We start from the raw sequence: 19,238 nt of genomic DNA on the forward strand, positions 1-19,238 counted from the left end.
ATGAGCACGATCAACCTCGACCATTTGTTTAAACCCAAATCTGTTGCCGTCATTGGCGCATCAAACCGCCCCGATTCTGTTGGGCAGGTCATGATGCGAAACCTTTTGGCTGGTGGGTTTAAAGGGCCGATCATGCCGGTCAATCCGCACAGCCAGTCGATTGGCGGTGTTCTGGCCTACCCTGATGTCAACAGCCTGCCTGTGACACCGGAACTTGCGGTTATTTGCGTGCCGCCAAAGGCCGTTGTGCCAACGATGGAATGCCTTGCCGATAAAGGATGCCTTGCCGCGATTGTCCTGACTGCCGGGCTTGGCGCGGAACCCTTTGATGAGACGCGCAGCATCAAACAGGCAATGCTCGATATTGCCGCAAGCCGCAAAATGCGTCTTCTTGGCCCGAACTGTCTGGGCCTTATGGTTCCGGGCATTGGTCTAAACGCCAGTTTCAGCCACCAAAGCATCGAAAATGGTAAAATCGCCTTTGTGTCACAGTCCGGTGCGCTATGTACCGCTGTGCTTGACTGGGCTGCCGCGCGCGGCATTGGCTTTTCGCATTTCATATCTTTGGGTGAATGCGACGATGTCGATTTTGGCGATGTCATCGACTATCTCGGGTCTGATCCACAAACCCGTGCGATCATGCTTTATATCGAATCCATTCATGAACGCCGAAGCTTTATCTCGGCTGCCCGTGCCGCATCCCGCAACAAGCCGATCTTGTGCATCAAATCGGGCCGCTTTGCCGAGGGTGCGGCTGCTGCCGCGTCTCACACCGGCGCGCTGGCCGGGGCCGATGATGTGTTTGATGCTGCGATCAAGCGTGCGGGTGTCTTGCGTGTTTACACCGTCAGCGAAATGTTCTCAGCCGCCGAGACACTGTCGCGCATGCGTCCATTCCGCGGCGATAAACTTGGCATTGTGACCAATGGTGGCGGGATCGGGGTTTTGGCCGTCGATGCCCTGATTGAACGGCATGGTCATCTGGCACAATTGAGTGACGATACCATCAGCGCGCTTGATGATGTCTTGCCCAGCACATGGTCACACGCCAACCCGGTCGATATTATCGGCGATGCGCCGGGCGAACGTTATGCCAAAACAATTGAGTGCGTGTTGCAGGACCGCAATATCGACAGCCTTTTGGTCATGCATGCCCCAACCGCGATTACCGATCCGGTGGAAGTCGCGCAGGGCGTAATTGACGTTATTAAAACCAGCAAGAAAAACATTCTGACCAACTGGGTCGGCGAAGCCACGGTGGCAGAAGCCCGCAACATGTTCTATGCCGCAGGCATTCCAACATATCGCACGCCGGAAAATGCCGTCGCCGCCTTCCAGCACATGGTCAATTACCGCAAACTGCAAGACCTGCTGATGGAAACGCCGCCCTCGATGCCGCGCGACTTTACCCCGCAAATCGACAAGGCGCGCCAAATCATTCATGCCGCCGTTCATGCCGGGCGCGACATGCTGACCGAACCCGAAGCCAAGGCTGTCTTGGAATGCTACGGCATCCCAACAGTTAAAACACTCGCAGCCTCCTCTGTCGAAGACGCTGTCAAAACGGCTGACGACATTGGCTATCCGGTTGCCCTTAAAATCCTGTCAGATGATATCAGCCATAAATCGGATATCGGAGGCGTGGCGCTCAACCTTGACAGCAGTGACGAGGTTAAAAACGCGGCGACCAAGATGCTGCGCACCGTTGAAAAGGCCTTCCCGACCGCGCGGGTTCGCGGCTTTACCGTACAGGAAATGGTCAAGCGATCCGGTGCGCGCGAATTGATTGTTGGCATGACCACCGATCCGATTTTCGGTCCGGTGATCCTGTTTGGTCATGGTGGGGTTGAAGTCGAAGTCGTGCGTGACCGCGCGATGGCCTTACCACCATTAAACATGAAGCTTGCCCGCGAACTTGTTGAAGGCACGCGGATTTATAACCTTCTGAAAGGTTACCGCGACGTCCCGGCGGTCAACCTTGAAGACCTCTATATGACGCTGGTCAAGCTGTCACAGCTAGTGGTGCATCTTGGCGAAGTCCTCGAACTTGATATGAACCCGTTGCTTGCCGATAAGGACGGTGTCATCGCCCTTGATGCGCGGATCAAGGTCACACCAAAAGTCATCAGCGATGACAAGCGTCTGGCCATTCATCCCTATCCGCGCCACCTGAAAAAGGAACTGGTGCTCGATGACGGCACAACCTATTTGCTGCGTCCGATCAAACCCGAAGACGAACCGGCCCACTATGAGTTCATGTCAAAACTGACCCCCGAAGACATTCATTTCCGCTTCTTCGGGTCTGTACGTGAATTGCCCCATTCCGAAATGGCGCGCCAGACACAGCTTGATTACGACCGCGACATGGCGTTTCTGGCCATCGTCCCCGATGGTCCGGAACAAGGCCAAATCCACGGTATGGTGCAGGTTGTCATTGATCCGAACAATGAACACGCCGAATACGCCGTCATGGTCCGGTCCGACATCAAGGGGCGCGGTCTTGGCCGGGTATTGATGGAACAAATGATCGAGTTTTGCCGCCGTAAGGGTACCGAAACCTTCATTGGTCAGGTCCTGCCCAACAACCGGCGCATGCTGACACTGTGTGAAAAACTCGGCTTTAGCCGCAAGTATCTGGCCGACGAAGAAGTCTTTGAAGTCACCCTGCCCTTGCAGCGTGAGCCGCAATAGAAAAACTGTCGCCCAAACACAAAAGCCCGGCTCAGATGCCGGGCTTTTTACGTATCAGACAGATCGCTAAATGCGTTTGTCTTGGACTGGTTTATGCGGTTTCCATCGCCAATTTAGACCGGATATCCAAAAGCGCCTTTTCCGGATCGATGCCCTTTTGCGTCAGTGCATCTGCCGCCTCACGCTCAATCTTGCGGAGTTCACCCAGCGTTGTTTGAACATCATCAAGCTGCTGTTCAAGCTCGGAAATACGGCGACGCCCGACCAGCATCAAATGCGCAAGTTGCTCGGTTCCGCTCCGCTCGGCGTCATAAAGATCGATGTATTCCTTGATATCCTCAAGCGAAAAGCCAAGCCGTTTGCCGCGCAAAACCAGCATCAAACGTGCCCGGTCACGGTAGTTGTAAACACGCGTGGCCCCTGCACGCTGCGGGGCAAGCAGGTTCTTGGTTTCGTAAAAACGGATTGCGCGCGGCGTAATGTCAAACTCTTCGGCCAGCTCGGTAATACTATAAAGCTTATCGTTCATGATTTTTCTTGTTTGTTAAAGACCATACGACACCATCGCAACATTAAGACAGGCCAGTCAACCTATTTACGCTTACGTCACCATAACACGCCCAATGACGGCCCTAACGGCAACGTCTTGGTTCTGGTCACCTATGGCGCGGCCTCAATCCTGCGTGCTCAAAATTTCGCGAATATATTCAAGGTTGACTGCAACAAATTGCGGTCCCTCGTAGCGTTTCCCATCTGTAATCGCGCCAGGCCACTGATCCTGATGACCTGTCCAAACGGTTCCATCGGGCATCGGGATCGCAAGGTTGCTGTCATATGGCGTCTGATATACGCAACGCAGATCAAATCGCCCGGCCAAACCATCGTCAAAAAGCGGCGTTTGCGCACCTCTTGGATCGGCAAGCACGCCCGGATAGCTGTCAAAAACGGCCGGATAGGTCGCATGGTTCGCCAGATCGCCGGAAAATGTTACCGGCAAAGGCCCATATGCAGACAGTTGAAGGCCATCGGCATCGTCAAAAAACGCCTGATCGGCTGGCATGAAGTCGGCTGGCAAAGTGGATGGGTCCGCATGCTCAATCGCATTGCGCGCATTGATCAAACCACGGGTTGTGCCCTTTTTGATGTATTTCTGACGCAGGAAAAAGCTGTTGTGAAAACAGGAGGATATGAAGTCAGGTTGCGGCACTGAACCACCTTTGCCCAGCTTAAACACCGCCCCGCCGTTATATTCATCGCCTTCGGGTCCCGGGCGGCTATCGAACCAGCATATATTGCCAAAATAGTACCAGAAACCGCCGCGCACCCCGTCTTGTGAAAACAGTTTGTGGCAATTGTAAAACCGGTTGCGCCCAATCCACCAGCCAACTGCGGTGGCTTCGGGCTCGACCGGATTGTCGCGTATATAACTGAAATTATTATCAAAAATGCGAACGTCGCGGTTAAAACTGCCGATGGGAGCAGCAAGGTTTTCGGCAGACACATCCATCCGGACGCCATTATAACAATCGCGGATGTCATTGCGTGCGATCAGGACGTTGCCTGTGATGTCATCTGCCCCGAAAAATGCGCCATTGAGATAGCGAAACGGGGCTTTGCCATCAGGATGAATATCCCCGTCATGGATGTCATCCCAGCGAATGCTGCGCCAGATTTCATCATCCTGTGTCCAGCGACATTGTGTAATTTCAATAGCTTGCGTTGTCGCACCGTTGGCATACACCGCATAGGTGCCCGCCGTGATATCAAGCCTGGTGAAACACAGATCATGGCTGTTTTCGATATAGACCGCACTTGGCCAGGAGCGGATGATCGACAGGTTCTCGATCCGGATATGGGCCACGTCAATCAGCTGAAATGCAGCGAACCGGTCGCGGCCGGGATTATTCGCTGAAACTGAATAATCTGGCTGATTATTCACTTTTAGTTGCGATCCGGTATCCCCGCGCAGGATGATCGGGGCACCTTCGTGACCGCTGCGCGGGAAGACCAATGACTCGGAAAGGGGGTAATCCCCTGCAACAAGCCGTATCAGGTCGCCCGGCATGCTGTCCTTGACCGCCATATCAAGGGATTTGGTCGGACGCCATGCGGCATCAACCCAGCATTCCTGCGCGTTTGGTGACACATATACAATCCTCATACAATTCCCCTTCGCCGGCACATCCTGTGATTTTGCAAATACGATACCGTAAAACCACCGAATGCAAAGCGTGATTGATGCGTTTCAATGATGGCTAGCTTGCAAAATAACGATTCACACCTTTTGCTTTTTTGTATGATTTACTTTATTTCAAAGGGCATAGAACGAACTGAAAGTGTTCGCGTAAAAGACTTCATAACAAAGGATTGTACAATGTCCCTGCCCAGCGGCTTTTTACCCAAACTTGCCCTTACTCTGGCCTTGAGTACCGCTGTGATTGGCACAGCACAGGCGCATTTTCAGAAAATGATCCCATCGGCCAATGTGGTCGATCAGGACAGCGGGACGCAGGTGACGTTTGATCTGACCTTTACCCACCCAATGACCAATGGCCCGGCGATGGAAATGGTCACACCGTTGCAGTTTGGTGTGCAGCACAATGGGGAAAAAACCGACCTTATGTCGTCGCTGACCGCCAAGACGGTGGATGGCAAGGGCGCGTTTGACGCCAAGACGACCATCAAGGCACCGGGGGGATATGCCTTTTACCTTGAGCCGGTTCCATATTTTGAGCCGGCAGAAGGCAAATACATCATTCAATATACCAAGACCGTCATTGATGCCTTTGACGCAGGCGAAGACTGGGACCAGATGGTCGGTTTTCCGGTTGAGATCGAACCGCTGACCCGCCCGTATGGCATCTGGACCGGCAATGTGTTTTCCGGAATAGTGCGCCACAACGGCGATCCGGTCCCGTTTGCCGAGGTTGAAGTTGAATATGCCAATGACGGCAGTGTCACCTTGCCCAATGCGACATTTGCCACACAGGTGATTAAGGCCGATGCCAACGGCATTTTCCATTACGCCATGCCAAAGGATGGCTGGTGGGTGTTTGCCGCATTGATCGAAGACGGCACGATGGCCGCCCTCAATAGCGAGCAACAAGTTCCTGTCGAACGGGGTGGTGTGATCTGGGTGAAAACCGATGCAATGAACTGATTGGCGTGAAATGCGGGCAGGTTCCTGCCCGCCATTTTCCGTTGCGACATCCATAAAACAGGCAATCCCGATGACCTCACCCTATCGCAAATTCTTAAGTCTCCTGACCTTGTTGCTTGTTCTGCCGGTTGGCGTGGCACAGGCGCATAACTTAAACGTCTTTGCGATCAGCGACGGCGAAGTGATTGAGGGATATGTCTATTTCACCGGTGGCACACGGGCGCGCAATGCGACCGTCACGTTGAAAGACGGTTCTGACACCGCCCTGTTGACGACCACGGCCGATACTGATGGCAATTTTGCCCTGCGCGTCAGCCACCGGGCCGATTATGCCGTTTTCGCCGATACAGGGGATGGCCATATCGCAAGTTTTGCACTGCCCAAAACCGAGTTTTTAGAAACCCTGCCCGAGGCAACAGATGGCGACGCCATCACGGTTAGCGCCCTGCATGACGCAGCACCCTTGGCCGATACCGCCCCCACGGTTGCGCCGACCAGCACAGATGAAGGCACCGAGGCCATTGCAGGTAGTGGCAATATCGGCATCAAGGGGCTGTCTGAGGGTGATTTGACCGCCCTGATCAATCGGGCAGTTGCGCGGCAGGTCGGGCCACTGCGCGCCGAGATCAATGCCTATCGCAATGATGTCCGCATGTCCGACATTCTGGGCGGGATCGGCATCATCATCGGGATTTTTGGTTTCGGTGCCTGGGTGGTTGCGCGCCGTCAGAGCAAGGCATAAGCGTTACTAGACCTGTTCGCCACTTTCGACCGGCCAGCGGCTGTGGTGGCTGTCGATCACAAAGCGATGCTTGTGCGTGACCGGCGGGTGGAAATGTTCGTGGCGATGGCGTTCATCATCGTCAGAATGCGCATCAGCATGATCATTGGAATCCGCCGCATGGGTTTGCGTTCCCGGGTGGGCATGCGTATGGTGCGGATCATGATGGTCATGGGGATGGTCATGCCAAAACCCCGGATGGCTGTGATGAATTTCCAGCGGATCCTTGCGCGGCCAAACTGACACCGCAAGCCCGACCCCCAGCAACGCCATACTGCCAGACGCCAGAAAGGCAACGGATAAATCAACCAAGCCGCCCAGCCAGCCGACCATGGCGTAGGCCACCAGCCATCCCCCGTGCGACAGCGCAAAGTTTGCCGCAAAGAACGCCGATTTATCGCCGACTGCGGCGGAACGTTGCACCAGCCTGCCGCCCGGTGTTTGAGCAAATGTTGTCCCTGCCCCGGCAATGGCCCACAGAACGGCATAGAAAACCGCACTTTCAAAGCCGAACATCATATTGATGCCCCCGATCAGCATCGCCCCGGCGGCAAACACGATCCCAGACAACATCAATCTGCGTTCGCCAAGCTGATCAATCACCCTAGGGATCAGGAAGGCAGCACACATCGACCCTGCCCCGGCACAGCCAAGAAACACCGTAGTCATGATTTCACTGCCGTCCAGCACAGACCGGGTCAGAACAACGGTGTTGACGATGATCATTGCACCGACACATGACACAGCAAAATAGACCGCCAGCAATCCCCGCAGGCGCGGTGTTTTAAGATAGGCCACCAAGCCAAACAGCGTGTTTTCATAAAACCCGCCGACCCGGTCGGTCTGAGCCGCAGCGGGGATGTTAGCGCTAACAATCAGGATGGCGGAGACAACAAAGGTCAGGCAATTGACGATAAACAGGCTGTCAAATTGCCAGACAAACAGCAAGCCTGCGGCCAAGGCCGGACTGGCAAGGTTTTCAAGGTCATAGGCAAACCGGGCATAGGACAGCCCCTTGGTATATGTTTTTTCGTCATCAAGTATTTCGGGAATGATGGCCTGAAACACCGGCGTAAAACCGGCCGATGCCGCATTGATGACAAACACCAGAACGAAAATCTGCCAGATTTGATCAACGAACGGCAGACAGAGAACGATTGCGGCGCGCAGCACATCCAAACCGACCAGCCACGCCCGGCGCGGTACCCGATGGGCAATACCGCCCGCGACCGGCGCAATCAGCAGATAGGCGACCATTTTAAGCGCCAGAACAGAGCCCAGAACAAGCCCGGCGTTTTCCCCGGCAAGATCAAATGCCAGAAGCGACAGTGCAACTGTGGTCAGCCCCGTTCCCACAAGGGACGTGATCTGTGCGCCAAACAAGTGGCGAAAGGCAGAAACGGAAAATGGCGACATGGATGAAACCATTCATCAAAACTTACTGAGCGGCGGATGCACGGGCATTGGCGTTGACGTTGACTGCGTCGTGTCCACGATCAGCGGCACTGCATTTTGGGGCAGAACGATCTGATAGCTTACCGCTGCGCAGTTCAAGTGTCCGGGTGGCCAGTTTGCGGCGGAAATGCGGGTCATGGGAAATCAGGATCATGGCTTGTGGCAGGTCGCGCAGGATTTCTTCAAGCCGTTCGAGGTTTTCTTCGTCCAGCGCATTGGTTGGCTCATCAAGCAGCAACACATCAGGGCGCATGGCCAAAACAGCCGCCACCGACACCAGCCGTTTTTCCCCACCGGATAATTCATGGGTGATGCGTTCGCGCAAATGACGCAGATGCAGTTGATCAAGCACCTCATCAACAATCGCCAGTGCCTCATCGCGGCTGGCGCCAAGGTTGAGCGGACCAAAGGCGATGTCTTCGACCACAGTCGGACAAAACAGCTGATCATCAGGGTCCTGCACGATGAACCCAACCCGGCAGCGCAGATCATGAAAATCGGATTCCTGAACACGTGGTTCACCAAATGCCGATATCCGACCATGATGCGGTTTGATCAGGCCAACCAGAATGCGCAAAAGCGTGCTTTTCCCTGCTCCGTTCGGACCGGTGATGAAAAGCCGTTCCCCGGCATCAAGGGTCAGACTGACACGATCCAGCACCTTTTGCCCGGACCGATAGCCGTACGAAATATCGTTGAGTTCAATAAGCGAAGACATAAATTCGATCCAACAGGACAAGTGCGCCAATCATGACGCCAAAACCAACGGCCAGCATGCCGTCACGGACCTTGAATTCCAAATGATCAATCATCGGGAAATGGCCACTAAAGCCACGGCATTTCATGGCCTCAAGCACGCGTTCGGCCCGTTCAAGGGAGCGGACAAGCAACATGCCGAAAAGATAGCCTATCGAGCGATAGGTATGGAATGTGTTGCGCGCCCGAAACCCGCGCAGCTTCATCGCCATGCGCAAACGATGATATTCGTCATGCAAAACGGAAATATAGCGCACCGTAAACATCATCAGATGCACCAGTGCCGCCGGGCATTTCAAGCGATACAGGGTATGCCCCAATGCTACTGGCGACAGGCCAGACAGCAGGCTTAGCATCATCAGGACAACCGCATTGGCCCGCACACCGATCAAAACCGCATGCATCAGGCCTTCTTTGCTGGCATCCGCCCCCAACAGCGAAAACATCGGTGTACCGGGTGTTGTAAAGGGCAACATCACCAGCATCACGATGATAAAGCCGTCCATCGCGACCATACGTTTTAAGGTCAGGCGCAGAGGAAGATCGGTCAGAAACACAGTCCCAAGGGCGACCAGAAATGCGCCAAAGGCAAATTCAACCTGATGTAAGGCCACCACCATCACGGCAAACAGGCCTGCCGCCACCACGCGCACACGCGGATCAAATGATCCGACAAACGACGGCGCAGTGCCGCCGCTTGCCTGTACGCCCAATGGTTGGTCATGCCCGAAAAGATGGCTCATGCTTGTTTATCTTTGGCTCTCAGACGGCGTGCTGCGATGTAATAGGCAATTCCGAAGAACCCGAATATATAGCCAATCCCGCCAAGAATTGATTGAAAGTCATTCTTTTCCTTATAGGCGGTGATTTCGCGGCGTAGCGGACGCAACTCATCGCGCACGATGGCGGCAATCAAGATTTCCTGTTCCTGAGTGATTGCGACATTCCCGGAGGTCGTATTGGCACTGTCCCCGGTGCCCTTAGCCGTTACACCCGTGGTTGGCGCAAGCTGATCGCCCGCGAGAACCGATGACATTTCGGAAATATCAAAGACAGTCTTGGCAATATGACCCGCACCAAGATCGGCGCGAAAGACATGGTTGACCTGACTTGTCGGCGTATAGGTGAAAAAGCCGTCACTGTCGGTTTTGGTCTGACCAAGCTTGTTGCCCTGCGTGTCGAACACCTCAACCACTGTGTCGGCGGCCATGTCGCCATTGGAAAAGCCGATTTCGCCTTCGATATCGGTGCCGCTGGCAAAAACGGATGCGATCACCTTATGTGCCTGTGCCTGTCCGGCTGCGGCGACCAAAAGGAGCACCGTAACGGCCAGCACGGATAGAGATTTAGCCATTATTGGCCTCGCTCGTCGCCGATGTCACTTGTACAGTTTGCCCGGTGGTCATTGGGTACGGCGCATCATCATAGACCCGGTCATATGAACGATCAGATGTTGCCATCAGTTCCGGCTTCACCTTGCAAATCAGGTAAATGGCGGCGGCTGAAATCAGGCCTTCGATGATCATGATCGGGATATGGGCAAAGAACACAAGCTTCGCAGCTGGTACGAAACCCTCGCCACTAAGCCCCAATGAGATCGCCACAAAGACGGTCGTTACCGCGATCGAAGACGCCCCGGCAATCCCGCCCCAAATAGCAGCGGTTGTCGGTGAACTTCGTGTGACCAAACCACGAAACGTCAACCCGATCAGCACCGCAGGCAGTGCAATATTGACGGTATTGACGCCGAGAACCGTCAAGCCGCCAAAGCCAAAGAAGACTGCCTGTAACAACAAGCCAACAAACAAGGCGGGGAACGCGGTCCAACCCAGCACAAGCCCGGCCAGACCGCTCATGATCAAATGCACACTGCTTGGACCAACCGGCACATGAATAAGGGATGCGACAAAGAAGGTTGCCGACAGCACGCCGGTTGCCGGAATTTTATCAATCGGCAGTTTGCGCAGGCCAAGACCAAGGCCCGCAACGGCAAGAACACCCCCGCCAATCAAAACTTCAGGAGCCAGTGCCCCGTCAACGATATGCATCTAATTTTTCCCTACACCTATTTCACATCATAGGCGCGAACCCACAGGACTGCATCCTGTGAAAGTTCTTTATCCTGATATTCTTTATCAGGACCACTGCCCAGCGCGGCAAATCCCCAAAAACCGGCCTTGGGAACGCCGAACGTGAAATACCCATTGTCATCGGAAATGGCGACAATCGCACCGCCCGGCATCGGAGATGCGGTTGGTTCTTGCGGTTGGTTGTTGGCCATATCAGGTTCGGCGGCCATGTATTCGATTTCAATCTCGACCCCGGCGGCGGGTTTGCCTTCGGACAGGACACGGCCGGTGAAGGTCGATCCGGCAACAATGTTGGTCGGACGGTTGAGCGGCAGAATTTCGGTTTTCAACCCTTGCGCATCCATCCAGTCGGTCGGGATTTCATTGCGGTTGATGTAGGATTTGGTGATCTGCTGGATATAGATATCCTCGCTTTCCTCATAGTATGGCTCGGGCACCACCACCATGACGTAGTCACCACTGCGTTTAAGCGTCAAGGTGCCGTCATATGCCGCAGCACTGTTTTCAGATCCCTTGAAGGTGATCGGGGAAAGCGTTGATTTTAAATCAATCTTTTCACCGCGATGCACCGCATAGAATTCAAGCGGTTCGCCCATATCCATGACATGGCCGTTTTCAAACGGGTGCCAGAAAATCAGTTTGACGGCGTGATCACCGGCTTTGGTGATGTTTACTTCCGGCGTATAGGCCAACTGGAAATGCGCCTGCGCAGAGCCAGAAGCCAGTAAAGTACAGACTGCTGCGACAGCAAGCCTTAAAGGCGTTTTCAACATGGTATCGTCTCTTCCAAAAACGATGTGCGTAAGGCAAATACCAACGCACAGGGTTAGGACAAGAACGATAGGATGGCTGGAAGCAGATGTCCGGATCGATAAAGAAACCGCATTTTCCCTGCAACCTGACGCTCACCCCGGCGTCCAACAGTTTCACATCAACCAATGTGTGGCTGATGGTCCAAGGCAGGTCTCCTGGCTCGCGGTTTTCAGAACATTACGCCTTCCCGGTCATCACCAGTGGCATGTGTAACGCTCAAGACCGCTTACAGTTGCGGGGGCAGCCGTGGCATTGCTTAAGGGACTTTCCCAAAACGCACCACGTTCCCTTTTAAGCCGATCGGAAAGATCGACACCCAAGACATCGTCATAATCCATCGGCGGTGATGGGGTGTCAACCATTACAATTCATACTTTTAAATATTTCGTCATACGACTGCAGAAAACTCGACGTTACGCACCTGCCCCCCTAAGATCAGCCAAACTTCAACACCCAAAATCTCAAGAATAAGGGGCGGATGCGTTATGACACCTGAAACAGTTCTGGTTTTCTGGTTCAAGGAACTCGAACAGAAACAATGGTTTATCAAGGACCTTGCGCTTGACCGTCATATTACCGAACGGTTTGCCGATTTTCATGCGGCGGCCAGTGCGGGGGAATTTTATCGCTGGCGTAAAACCGCCCATGGGCGTCTGGCGGAAATCATTGTGCTTGATCAGTTTTCACGCAACATGTTTCGCGACAGTCCTGCATCCTTTGCCACCGATACACTTGCCCTTGTTCTGGCACAGGAAGCGATTGCCGCAGGGGCAGACAAGAAGATTGTAAAACCCGAGGAACGGGCATTCTTGTATATGCCCTATATGCACTCGGAATCCGAGGCAATGCATGACATTGCGATGGAACTGTTTGATCAGCCCGGCCTTGAAAACAACCTGAAATTTGAAATCAAGCATAAGCAGATCATTGACCGTTTTGGTCGCTACCCGCACCGCAATGATATTCTGGGCCGGACGTCAACAGAGGACGAACTGGCGTTTCTTAAAGAACCGAATTCTTCGTTCTGAGCATGAAAAAAGGGACGGCAATCGTCCCTTTTTGAGTTCTTGTCGGTGCCGTGCGTGACGACATAAGGGTCAGATCAAAACGCCCTACCCGACATTTTTGTCGCGCGCATCCCACCAGCCATCGATCAGCGTTTCGGCCTCATCGATATAATCGGCCTTACCGGCAAGGAACGCCCCCATGGCGGCACTGCCCTTGATCCGTGCAATCGCAGGCGCATCATCGACATCGCCCCGCCAGACATCGAAAAAGTGCTTCAAGGTTACCGGGCTTTGTTCTTCGATGTCTTTTTCGGTTCTGGGCAGCAAGGCCGGCCAGCGCACATCCCCGAGTTCACCATTATCGAGCATGCGCAAATCGACATGTTTGAACGGGGTGCGTTCGGCCTCCCCGCCACCGCCCTTGATCACGCCAATACGCGGCAGATCAAGCAGTTTTCCGGTTTCACGATGGACATCAAGGAATGCCGGGTGAAACACGCCAAGGAATGCGGCGCGTGCTTGCAGCGGGTTTAACAGACGCAACAAGGTATTGACCGGACTGCGCAACCCCAACAGCGGCCGCAGACCAATCAGTTCCTGTAACTTCGGATGCATGTGACGCAGCGGAAGATAGGCAAACCCCTGTGAGGCGATGTCAGACCGGGCTTCTTCGGCAGACATCGCCACCGGCAATTTAAGTGCCTTGACCGCTGTTTCCGTGCCGACACCATTCACAAGATGCGAATTATAGCCATGCATCAGGACCGGCACGCCGTTTTTCGACAAAAGAAGTGCGGAAAGAACAAACCACGGCAAGCCCCGCGACCGACCCGCCGCATAGGACGGCCAATCCAGCATGGGACGGCCTTCTGCCTCGGCTTCGGGGCCATCGTCGGTATCAAGGCGTGCGGCCTTGCGCACAGCTTCAATCATCCCGGCCAGCTCGTCGGGGGTTTCAGCCCGATAGCGCAGCATCAGCAAAAACGCGCCAAGCTGGATCGGTTCGACCTCATCGCGCAGGATCATTGAAAAGGCGTCAAACGCCTCTTCGCGGGTCAGGCTGCGTGAGCGGCCCGGCCCGCGGAAGAAAGTCCGCAAATAACCAGAGAACGGGTGTGCCTCGGGCAAGTGGTTTTCTTCCTCGAGCTGTTCAAGATGCTCGTCGGTCATTTCTGTCACCGAATTTGTTGCCAGTCTTGTTTGTTATCAGTCGTGAACGCGGGTAAAGACCCACTCGGTTTCTGTCGAAAGATCATCCTGATAGCCATAGCCATCTACCGCGAACTTCTTAAGACCTTCGGGGGTCTCAAGGCGATTATCGATCATAAAGCGCGCCATCATACCGCGTGCACGCTTTGCCGAAAACCCAATAACCTTGGCAACCCCGGCTTTGACCTCTTTGAAAACCGGGGTAATGACCGGTCCTTCAAGGGTTTTGGTCTTGACCGATTTGAAATATTCGTTCGATGCCAGATTGATCAGGCTGCGGTCTTTGTAGCCATCGGTCAGGCGGTTAATCTCATGGGCAATTTTATCGCCCCAGAAGGCATACAGGTCTTTGCCGCGTGCATTGGCAAGCTTTGTACCCATTTCAAGCCGGTAGGGCTGCATCAAATCACGTGGTTTCAGTAGGCCATAGAGCCCCGAAAGCATGCGAAAATGATCTTCGGCCCAATCAATATCCTTGGCCTTCATGGTATCGGCATCAAGCCCGACATAGGTATCACCGCGAAATGCAAACACCGCCGGTTTGGCATTGGTGCGATCAAAAGGCCGTGAGAAATGGGCAAAGCGCTGATAATTGAGATCAGCGAGATTTTCACTTATCCCCATCAGCTTCATCAAATCGCGACGGCTTTTTTTGCGAGCAACTTCAATAAGCTCCTCGGTGTCATCGAGAAACACAGGTTGGGAAACAGCCATTTCTGGCGCATCTGTTTCGAAATCCAGTTTCTTTGCCGGGGACACAACAGCAAGCATCTATCTGCCTCTTCTCTTTCATCTCTGATCATTTTGTCGTAACAAGCCACAAGGCATGGTCAATGTCTAGGGTTCAAGCTCATGTACAGGTGTATACGGCTGTACATGAATTTGGACCCTGGACCTTATCCATAATTTCTAATCTTGCATAAAACCCGCCAAACGCAAGCCATTGGCGGATGAAAGGACCCATTATGAGTGAACAAGTTCGCGCGTCGCACATTCTTCTGATGTATGCCGGTTCGGCACGCTCGACCGCCACCCGTACCAAAGAAGAAGCCCTGACTGAAATCAATGGTCTTAAAGATCAGGTTGCCAATGGTGGTGATTTCGCAGAGCTGGCCAAAGCCAATTCCGATTGCCCGTCCGGTCAGCAGGGTGGCGATCTTGGCTTCTTTGGCCGTGGTATGATGGTTCCGGAATTTGATGCGGCGGCCTTCACCATGGATGTTGGTGCGACTTCTGATGTGGTTGAGACCGATTTCGGTTACCACCTGTTGCAGCGCACCGCCTAAGGCGACGCCCCTACAGAGACGCATTTATAAAGGTCGGCACAATGTTGCCGGCCTTTTATTTTGACCGATAGCGGCCCTTAAAAATCGACAATCGGGGCATCAAGTTCGTACTCGCCTTTGTGGTCTTCGACCTCCAGAACCCAGACATCGCGGTCAAACGCAACCTGTTTGCGCCAGTATTCGTCACAGTTAAATTCGGTTTCGCGGCCCCCCTCCGGGCCGCCGGCGACCTGCATCCAGCCCATATCGCCATCAAGGGTGGTTACGCGCGAATAAACAAAGCAGCCGTTGGCAAAGCGGTTGAGTTTGACCAGTACAGCCCCGGCGTCTTCGTTGCCCATATGGGCGATCATGGCGATGATCGACGATGATTGGCAAATCGCGATTTGACCACGCACCCAGAGGCCTGCCTTTAAACGGGGTTGCATTTACATCCCGTCCCGGCTGGCGGTGACATTTTCGGGCATCTGCAACATCAGGTTCGGGTTCGGACAGATGTTTGCCCAGATATCCCATTCAGACGGTTTGGCCGCGCCAAAGAAATCGCCTTCGCGGCCGAGCATATCAAAGATGATCTGAAAATGTAGATGCGGGATCCAGTCGCCATTGATCGGGAAATTGCCAAACCGGCAGACAAGATCGCCCTTTTTGAAGGCTTTGCCCTTGTGCAAGCCATCCAGCGATGCAGCGCTTAGATGACCATAAAGGGTATAGAACCGAATGCCCGGTTCGGGGGTATGTTCCAAAATGATGGTCGGGCCGTAATCGAGATGCAGGTTGTTGTCGGCAAAGCTGTGGACCACGCCATCCAGCGGAGCAAAGACCGGTGTCCCCGCCGGGGCGAACAGATCAATGCCGAGATGCTGGCTACGGGCTTCGCCGTCGGTCTTGAATTGATCGGACTGATAACACACGCGGTCTTCGCGGTAGCGCCCAATGCCGACCGGCGCATTGGCGTTTGCCAGTTGCTGCCACATGATATCGGTTTGGCGGGCCGGGTCGCTGGTGTTGCCAATCACGACATCGCCCTCACTCGAAAAATCATAGACGATTTTTGGGCAGGTTTTCAGATCACATTCCATCACCGCGCCAAAATCATCGGCATGATCAACAATCCATTGGCGCAAGCGTTCTGCATCGGGCATGGCTTCCTGGCCGCTTGCATGACGATCAAGATAGGATTGAAAACGTTTGGTCGCATCTACTGGTATTTGGGCGGTCACGCGCGTGGCTCCAAAACAGAAAAAGGCGGGGTGTTACAGCCCCGCCTTTTGCCTACATATATTTCGCCGTAACGGCAAGCCATTGGTTACCAGTTGGTGACTTCATATTCGCACGACACATCGTCATCGTCGGTGTCAGTCAGTGCGACCGTCAAACGGCGCATCTGCGGGTTGAAACGTTTGATGAAGTTCAGCAACAGCAGGGCTTCTTCGGACAGCTCGCCGGCGTCTTCGTCATCTGCGTCAAGGTCGCACAGCTCAACCAGCTCAAGGAACAGCGCACCAAGGGCACGTTTGACGTCTTCGCCGCCTTTAAGCCCGCCGGTCAGTTCCCCCAGTGGGGACAGATCGAGTTCCAGCTTGCGCAAGTCGCGGCTCATCTGGTTGATGGCGTCTTCGTCGAGCACCATTTCAGCGGCAATCATGTGGGTGCCGACTTCGTTGATGTTCATAAAGCCGACAAACTCGAACAGATCGTCCTTGGTGCGTCCGTCTTTCAGCAGTTTTTCGGTATGAGATTCGAAATCATCGAAATCAATGTCTTCGCCAAGATCGTTCTCGAGTTCGCTCATGTCACTCTCCAATGAAAATTTGCGCTGCTGATACTCTGAATTGCGGCAAAACTCAACCCGAACTGGTGATATGACCATCAGCTATGCACATGGAACATCCCGACGAGATGCCCCTCAGATCCAGCATTGCCAAAGAAGATTGCGAAGAATGCCGACATGTCAGTAGGATATAGAGTAATACGCGCCAAACATCCTTTTGCATGGATACAAGTATGCCCGAATTTACCGTTCTTGATGTTGTTGCGATTTGCTGGGCATTTGCCTGGTGGATTGGCTATACGATCTTTGCCGATGCGGGCCCGCGCAGGCGCAATTCCATTTCGGCGCATATGGCGCGCAATCGTCATCGCTGGATGGAGCAGATGCTCCAACGCGACATTCGCATGGTCGATACATCGATTGCCGGTAACCTGATTACGGGCATCAGCTTTTTCTCATCGACGACCATTCTGGTTTTGATCGGTCTGGTCGCCTTGCTTGGCTATACGCAAAAGGCGATTGAAACTGTCGCCACCCTGCCCTTTGCTGCGGTCACCACGGCGGGGGTTTGGGAATGCAAGGTGGTGCTGCTGGTGGTGATCTTTATCTATGCGTTCTTTAAGTTCACATGGGCGTTTCGGCTGTCGAATTATTGTTCGATCCTGATTGGGGCGGCACCGGACCCCAGCGACCCCGATGCCGCGCGCGCCGCCGCCCGGGCAGCACGCATGAGCATGATGTCGGCCCATAATTTCAATCGCGGTATTCGCGCCTATTTCTTCGCACTGTCCGCCCTGGCATGGTTTTACCATCCGGTGGCCTTTATCGTCTGTGCCGCGTGGGTCACACTTGTGCTTTATAACCGTGAGTTCCGGTCCCATGCCCTTGAAATTCTGACCGGGCATCATTGATCGGGCGTATCAGCCTTCTGAACGCACAAAGGGCCGCTGATGCGGCCCTTTGTCGTTTGATTGTGCTCTTACGGTTTAAGCCATCTGTCGGGGACGGCGCAGCGCATAGACCGAGACCACCAGCAAAACCAGACCAACCGGCAAGGCCGCACTATAGAGCAAGGTAATCCAGCCAGACGCGGCATAGATCGTGCCTGCCGACAACGACCCGATGGCAACCGTGCCAAAGACAACAAATTCGTTGATGGCCTGCACCCGGGCCTGTTCGGACGGACGATAGTTTTCGGTCAGGAAGGTCGTGGCCCCGACAAACATGAAGTTCCACGCAACCCCAAGGATCACCAATGACACCCAGAAGTTGACAAGAAGATCCTCACCGGACAAAGCAACCGCCAGACAGACGAAATTCAAGATCGCCCCGGCCTGAATGACTTTAAGTGCGCCAAAGCGTTTGATCAGATTGCCGGTAAAGAAGCCCGGCGCATACATGCCGACCACATGCCACTGAATGATAAAGGCGGCATCGCCAAACACGTAATCGCAATCCAGGATCGCAAGTGGCGTTGCGGTCATAACAAAGCTCATCACCGCATAGCCCAGCGCACCGGCAAAAATGGCGATGATGATTGCGGGCTGGCCCAGAACGGTTTTAAGCGCGCGGGCCGGTTCGACATGTTTGACACCGCGCGCATCAGGAAGACGCAATTGCCCGATGGCAATGATCAATAAGACCTGCAATCCGATCAGCGCGACAAAGGTGCCAAGGAACGGTACGGTTTCAAACCAGTCACGGGCAAAACTTGCCAGATTGGGGCCGATAAAGGCGGATGCCAACCCACCGAGCATGGTGTAGGAAATGGCGCGGGCACGAAATTCCGGCGGGGCTGCCTCGGCCGCAGCAAACCGGTACTGCATGGCAATGGCGTTGCCAGCGCCGATGCAGGCGCAAGCCACACACAAAAGCCAGAAGTTGCTGTAATACACTGCCCCCATGCCAGACAGCGCGCCCAGCATGGCGATGCCTGAGCCCATCCAGAACCCGAAACGACGGCCAAATTTGGCCATCACCATAGCCGAAGGTGCGGTCATGGCCATCATGGCAATCATCATGAAGGCAATCGGCAGGGTCGAAAGCGACTTATCGGTGGCAAGCGAATAGCCGATGACGGCGGCAACCGTAAAAATCAGGGACATCGCACTGGCAGACAGTGCGACGCATAAGCTCAAGAACATAATGTTCCGGCGAACTTCCGGGCTGGACATGTGGGGCTCCCTTCTGGCGGTGGTGACGCGCCGTTATTTGGT

At 54.1% G+C, this 19,238-nt stretch carries 20 protein-coding genes and 1 riboswitch; of the genes, 6 read left to right on the forward strand and 14 right to left on the reverse strand.

All coding sequences use genetic code 11. The annotated features are described in order from the left end of the window. Nucleotides 1–2,691, forward strand: a complete 2,691-nt coding sequence (locus tag AC0VXT_RS10140; protein ID WP_475548495.1) for a bifunctional acetate--CoA ligase family protein/GNAT family N-acetyltransferase — start codon at nucleotides 1–3, stop codon at nucleotides 2,689–2,691. A 91-nt stretch (nucleotides 2,692–2,782) separates the two neighbouring features. On the opposite strand, the gene AC0VXT_RS10145 is transcribed toward AC0VXT_RS10140, so the two are convergent. Together AC0VXT_RS10145 and AC0VXT_RS10150 are read right to left on the reverse strand one after the other, a co-directional pair. Then, entirely contained in the window at nucleotides 2,783–3,220 is a 438-nt protein-coding gene (locus AC0VXT_RS10145; protein WP_022730744.1) for a MerR family transcriptional regulator, read from the reverse strand. 144 nt (nucleotides 3,221–3,364) lie between these two features. Then, on the reverse strand, nucleotides 3,365–4,852 hold the full coding sequence (locus tag AC0VXT_RS10150) for a right-handed parallel beta-helix repeat-containing protein (protein WP_475548496.1): 1,488 nt from the start codon (nucleotides 4,850–4,852) through the stop codon (nucleotides 3,365–3,367). Between the two features lie 213 nt (nucleotides 4,853–5,065). Between AC0VXT_RS10150 and AC0VXT_RS10155 the strand changes: the two genes are divergently transcribed. Both AC0VXT_RS10155 and AC0VXT_RS10160 read left to right on the forward strand, forming a co-directional pair. Continuing rightward, nucleotides 5,066–5,851: a DUF4198 domain-containing protein gene (locus AC0VXT_RS10155; protein WP_475548497.1), complete on the forward strand. Its 786-nt coding sequence runs from the start codon at nucleotides 5,066–5,068 to the stop codon at nucleotides 5,849–5,851. 70 nt (nucleotides 5,852–5,921) lie between these two features. Further along, complete coding sequence (locus tag AC0VXT_RS10160) at nucleotides 5,922–6,593, forward strand: hypothetical protein (RefSeq protein WP_475548498.1); 672 nt, start codon at nucleotides 5,922–5,924, stop codon at nucleotides 6,591–6,593. Nucleotides 6,594–6,599: 6 nt separating this feature from the next. Here AC0VXT_RS10160 and AC0VXT_RS10165 read toward each other — a convergent pair whose 3' ends face one another. Genes AC0VXT_RS10165 through AC0VXT_RS10190 form a run of 6 tightly spaced genes read right to left on the reverse strand, consistent with a single transcriptional unit; the run spans nucleotide 6,600 to nucleotide 11,706 of the window. Beyond that, nucleotides 6,600–8,048, reverse strand: coding sequence for an MFS transporter (locus tag AC0VXT_RS10165; protein WP_475548499.1), 1,449 nt, complete (start codon nucleotides 8,046–8,048; stop codon nucleotides 6,600–6,602). Between the two features lie 22 nt (nucleotides 8,049–8,070). Next, on the reverse strand, nucleotides 8,071–8,805 hold the full coding sequence (locus AC0VXT_RS10170) for an energy-coupling factor ABC transporter ATP-binding protein (protein ID WP_475548500.1): 735 nt from the start codon (nucleotides 8,803–8,805) through the stop codon (nucleotides 8,071–8,073). Further along, entirely contained in the window at nucleotides 8,789–9,586 is a 798-nt protein-coding gene (gene cbiQ / locus AC0VXT_RS10175) for a cobalt ECF transporter T component CbiQ (RefSeq protein WP_475548501.1), read from the reverse strand. Before cbiQ ends, AC0VXT_RS10170 begins: the two co-directional genes overlap by 17 nt. After that, nucleotides 9,583–10,197 carry a cobalt ABC transporter permease gene (locus AC0VXT_RS10180; protein WP_475548502.1) on the reverse strand — a complete coding sequence of 205 codons (615 nt, stop codon included), beginning with the start codon at nucleotides 10,195–10,197 and terminating at the stop codon, nucleotides 9,583–9,585. Before AC0VXT_RS10180 ends, cbiQ begins: the two co-directional genes overlap by 4 nt. Continuing rightward, entirely contained in the window at nucleotides 10,190–10,891 is a 702-nt protein-coding gene (cbiM, locus tag AC0VXT_RS10185) for a cobalt transporter CbiM (RefSeq protein WP_475548503.1), read from the reverse strand. The genes AC0VXT_RS10180 and cbiM overlap by 8 nt, the downstream gene beginning before the upstream one ends. 17 nt (nucleotides 10,892–10,908) lie before the next feature. After that, nucleotides 10,909–11,706, reverse strand: a complete 798-nt coding sequence (locus AC0VXT_RS10190) for a DUF4198 domain-containing protein (protein WP_475548504.1) — start codon at nucleotides 11,704–11,706, stop codon at nucleotides 10,909–10,911. Between the two features lie 168 nt (nucleotides 11,707–11,874). After that, nucleotides 11,875–12,080: riboswitch (cobalamin riboswitch) on the reverse strand. A gap of 151 nt (nucleotides 12,081–12,231) precedes the next feature. Between AC0VXT_RS10190 and AC0VXT_RS10195 the strand changes: the two genes are divergently transcribed. After that, complete coding sequence (locus AC0VXT_RS10195; RefSeq protein ID WP_475548505.1) at nucleotides 12,232–12,774, forward strand: DUF924 family protein; 543 nt, start codon at nucleotides 12,232–12,234, stop codon at nucleotides 12,772–12,774. A gap of 84 nt (nucleotides 12,775–12,858) precedes the next feature. Here the strand turns inward: AC0VXT_RS10195 and AC0VXT_RS10200 are convergent, their stop codons facing one another. Both AC0VXT_RS10200 and yaaA read right to left on the reverse strand, forming a co-directional pair. Next, nucleotides 12,859–13,923: a glycosyl transferase family protein gene (locus AC0VXT_RS10200; protein WP_101300332.1), complete on the reverse strand. Its 1,065-nt coding sequence runs from the start codon at nucleotides 13,921–13,923 to the stop codon at nucleotides 12,859–12,861. 36 nt (nucleotides 13,924–13,959) lie between these two features. Next, on the reverse strand, nucleotides 13,960–14,733 hold the full coding sequence (gene yaaA, locus AC0VXT_RS10205; protein WP_475548506.1) for a peroxide stress protein YaaA: 774 nt from the start codon (nucleotides 14,731–14,733) through the stop codon (nucleotides 13,960–13,962). 194 nt (nucleotides 14,734–14,927) lie between these two features. Here yaaA and AC0VXT_RS10210 point away from each other — a divergent pair, with 194 nt between their 5' ends. Next, nucleotides 14,928–15,248, forward strand: coding sequence for a peptidylprolyl isomerase (locus AC0VXT_RS10210; protein WP_022730731.1), 321 nt, complete (start codon nucleotides 14,928–14,930; stop codon nucleotides 15,246–15,248). A 77-nt stretch (nucleotides 15,249–15,325) separates the two neighbouring features. Here AC0VXT_RS10210 and AC0VXT_RS10215 read toward each other — a convergent pair whose 3' ends face one another. From AC0VXT_RS10215 to AC0VXT_RS10225, 3 genes are all read right to left on the reverse strand, one after another. Next, nucleotides 15,326–15,676 carry a DUF1491 family protein gene (locus tag AC0VXT_RS10215; protein ID WP_417823874.1) on the reverse strand — a complete coding sequence of 117 codons (351 nt, stop codon included), beginning with the start codon at nucleotides 15,674–15,676 and terminating at the stop codon, nucleotides 15,326–15,328. After that, nucleotides 15,677–16,471, reverse strand: coding sequence for a peptidoglycan DD-metalloendopeptidase family protein (locus AC0VXT_RS10220; protein WP_475548507.1), 795 nt, complete (start codon nucleotides 16,469–16,471; stop codon nucleotides 15,677–15,679). Between the two features lie 86 nt (nucleotides 16,472–16,557). After that, entirely contained in the window at nucleotides 16,558–17,043 is a 486-nt protein-coding gene (locus AC0VXT_RS10225; RefSeq protein ID WP_022730728.1) for a hypothetical protein, read from the reverse strand. Between the two features lie 212 nt (nucleotides 17,044–17,255). On the opposite strand from AC0VXT_RS10225, the gene AC0VXT_RS10230 reads away from it, so the two are divergent. Then, nucleotides 17,256–17,933 carry a DUF599 domain-containing protein gene (locus AC0VXT_RS10230; protein WP_102785099.1) on the forward strand — a complete coding sequence of 226 codons (678 nt, stop codon included), beginning with the start codon at nucleotides 17,256–17,258 and terminating at the stop codon, nucleotides 17,931–17,933. Nucleotides 17,934–18,008: 75 nt separating this feature from the next. Here the strand turns inward: AC0VXT_RS10230 and AC0VXT_RS10235 are convergent, their stop codons facing one another. Further along, a complete protein-coding gene (locus AC0VXT_RS10235; protein ID WP_475548508.1) occupies nucleotides 18,009–19,196 on the reverse strand; it encodes an MFS transporter in 1,188 nt (395 codons plus the stop codon). Between the last annotated feature and the right edge of the window lie 42 nt (nucleotides 19,197–19,238).

Source organism: Thalassospira sp. Z349TD_5, assembly GCF_056173045.1.

Bases quoted from the DNA above. Each gene is read 5' to 3' on its own strand.
- AC0VXT_RS10140 (WP_475548495.1), top strand. From the start codon at position 1: ATGAGCACGATCAACCTCGACCATTTGTTTAAACCCAAATCTGTTGCC.
- AC0VXT_RS10145 (WP_022730744.1), bottom strand. From the start codon at position 3,220: ATGAACGATAAGCTTTATAGTATTACCGAGCTGGCCGAAGAGTTTGAC.
- AC0VXT_RS10150 (WP_475548496.1), bottom strand. From the start codon at position 4,852: ATGAGGATTGTATATGTGTCACCAAACGCGCAGGAATGCTGGGTTGAT.
- AC0VXT_RS10155 (WP_475548497.1), top strand. From the start codon at position 5,066: ATGTCCCTGCCCAGCGGCTTTTTACCCAAACTTGCCCTTACTCTGGCC.
- AC0VXT_RS10160 (WP_475548498.1), top strand. From the start codon at position 5,922: ATGACCTCACCCTATCGCAAATTCTTAAGTCTCCTGACCTTGTTGCTT.
- AC0VXT_RS10165 (WP_475548499.1), bottom strand. From the start codon at position 8,048: ATGTCGCCATTTTCCGTTTCTGCCTTTCGCCACTTGTTTGGCGCACAG.
- AC0VXT_RS10170 (WP_475548500.1), bottom strand. From the start codon at position 8,805: ATGTCTTCGCTTATTGAACTCAACGATATTTCGTACGGCTATCGGTCC.
- cbiQ (WP_475548501.1), bottom strand. From the start codon at position 9,586: ATGAGCCATCTTTTCGGGCATGACCAACCATTGGGCGTACAGGCAAGC.
- AC0VXT_RS10180 (WP_475548502.1), bottom strand. From the start codon at position 10,197: ATGGCTAAATCTCTATCCGTGCTGGCCGTTACGGTGCTCCTTTTGGTC.
- cbiM (WP_475548503.1), bottom strand. From the start codon at position 10,891: ATGCATATCGTTGACGGGGCACTGGCTCCTGAAGTTTTGATTGGCGGG.
- AC0VXT_RS10190 (WP_475548504.1), bottom strand. From the start codon at position 11,706: ATGTTGAAAACGCCTTTAAGGCTTGCTGTCGCAGCAGTCTGTACTTTA.
- AC0VXT_RS10195 (WP_475548505.1), top strand. From the start codon at position 12,232: ATGACACCTGAAACAGTTCTGGTTTTCTGGTTCAAGGAACTCGAACAG.
- AC0VXT_RS10200 (WP_101300332.1), bottom strand. From the start codon at position 13,923: ATGACCGACGAGCATCTTGAACAGCTCGAGGAAGAAAACCACTTGCCC.
- yaaA (WP_475548506.1), bottom strand. From the start codon at position 14,733: ATGCTTGCTGTTGTGTCCCCGGCAAAGAAACTGGATTTCGAAACAGAT.
- AC0VXT_RS10210 (WP_022730731.1), top strand. From the start codon at position 14,928: ATGAGTGAACAAGTTCGCGCGTCGCACATTCTTCTGATGTATGCCGGT.
- AC0VXT_RS10215 (WP_417823874.1), bottom strand. From the start codon at position 15,676: ATGCAACCCCGTTTAAAGGCAGGCCTCTGGGTGCGTGGTCAAATCGCG.
- AC0VXT_RS10225 (WP_022730728.1), bottom strand. From the start codon at position 17,043: ATGAGCGAACTCGAGAACGATCTTGGCGAAGACATTGATTTCGATGAT.
- AC0VXT_RS10230 (WP_102785099.1), top strand. From the start codon at position 17,256: ATGCCCGAATTTACCGTTCTTGATGTTGTTGCGATTTGCTGGGCATTT.
- AC0VXT_RS10235 (WP_475548508.1), bottom strand. From the start codon at position 19,196: ATGTCCAGCCCGGAAGTTCGCCGGAACATTATGTTCTTGAGCTTATGC.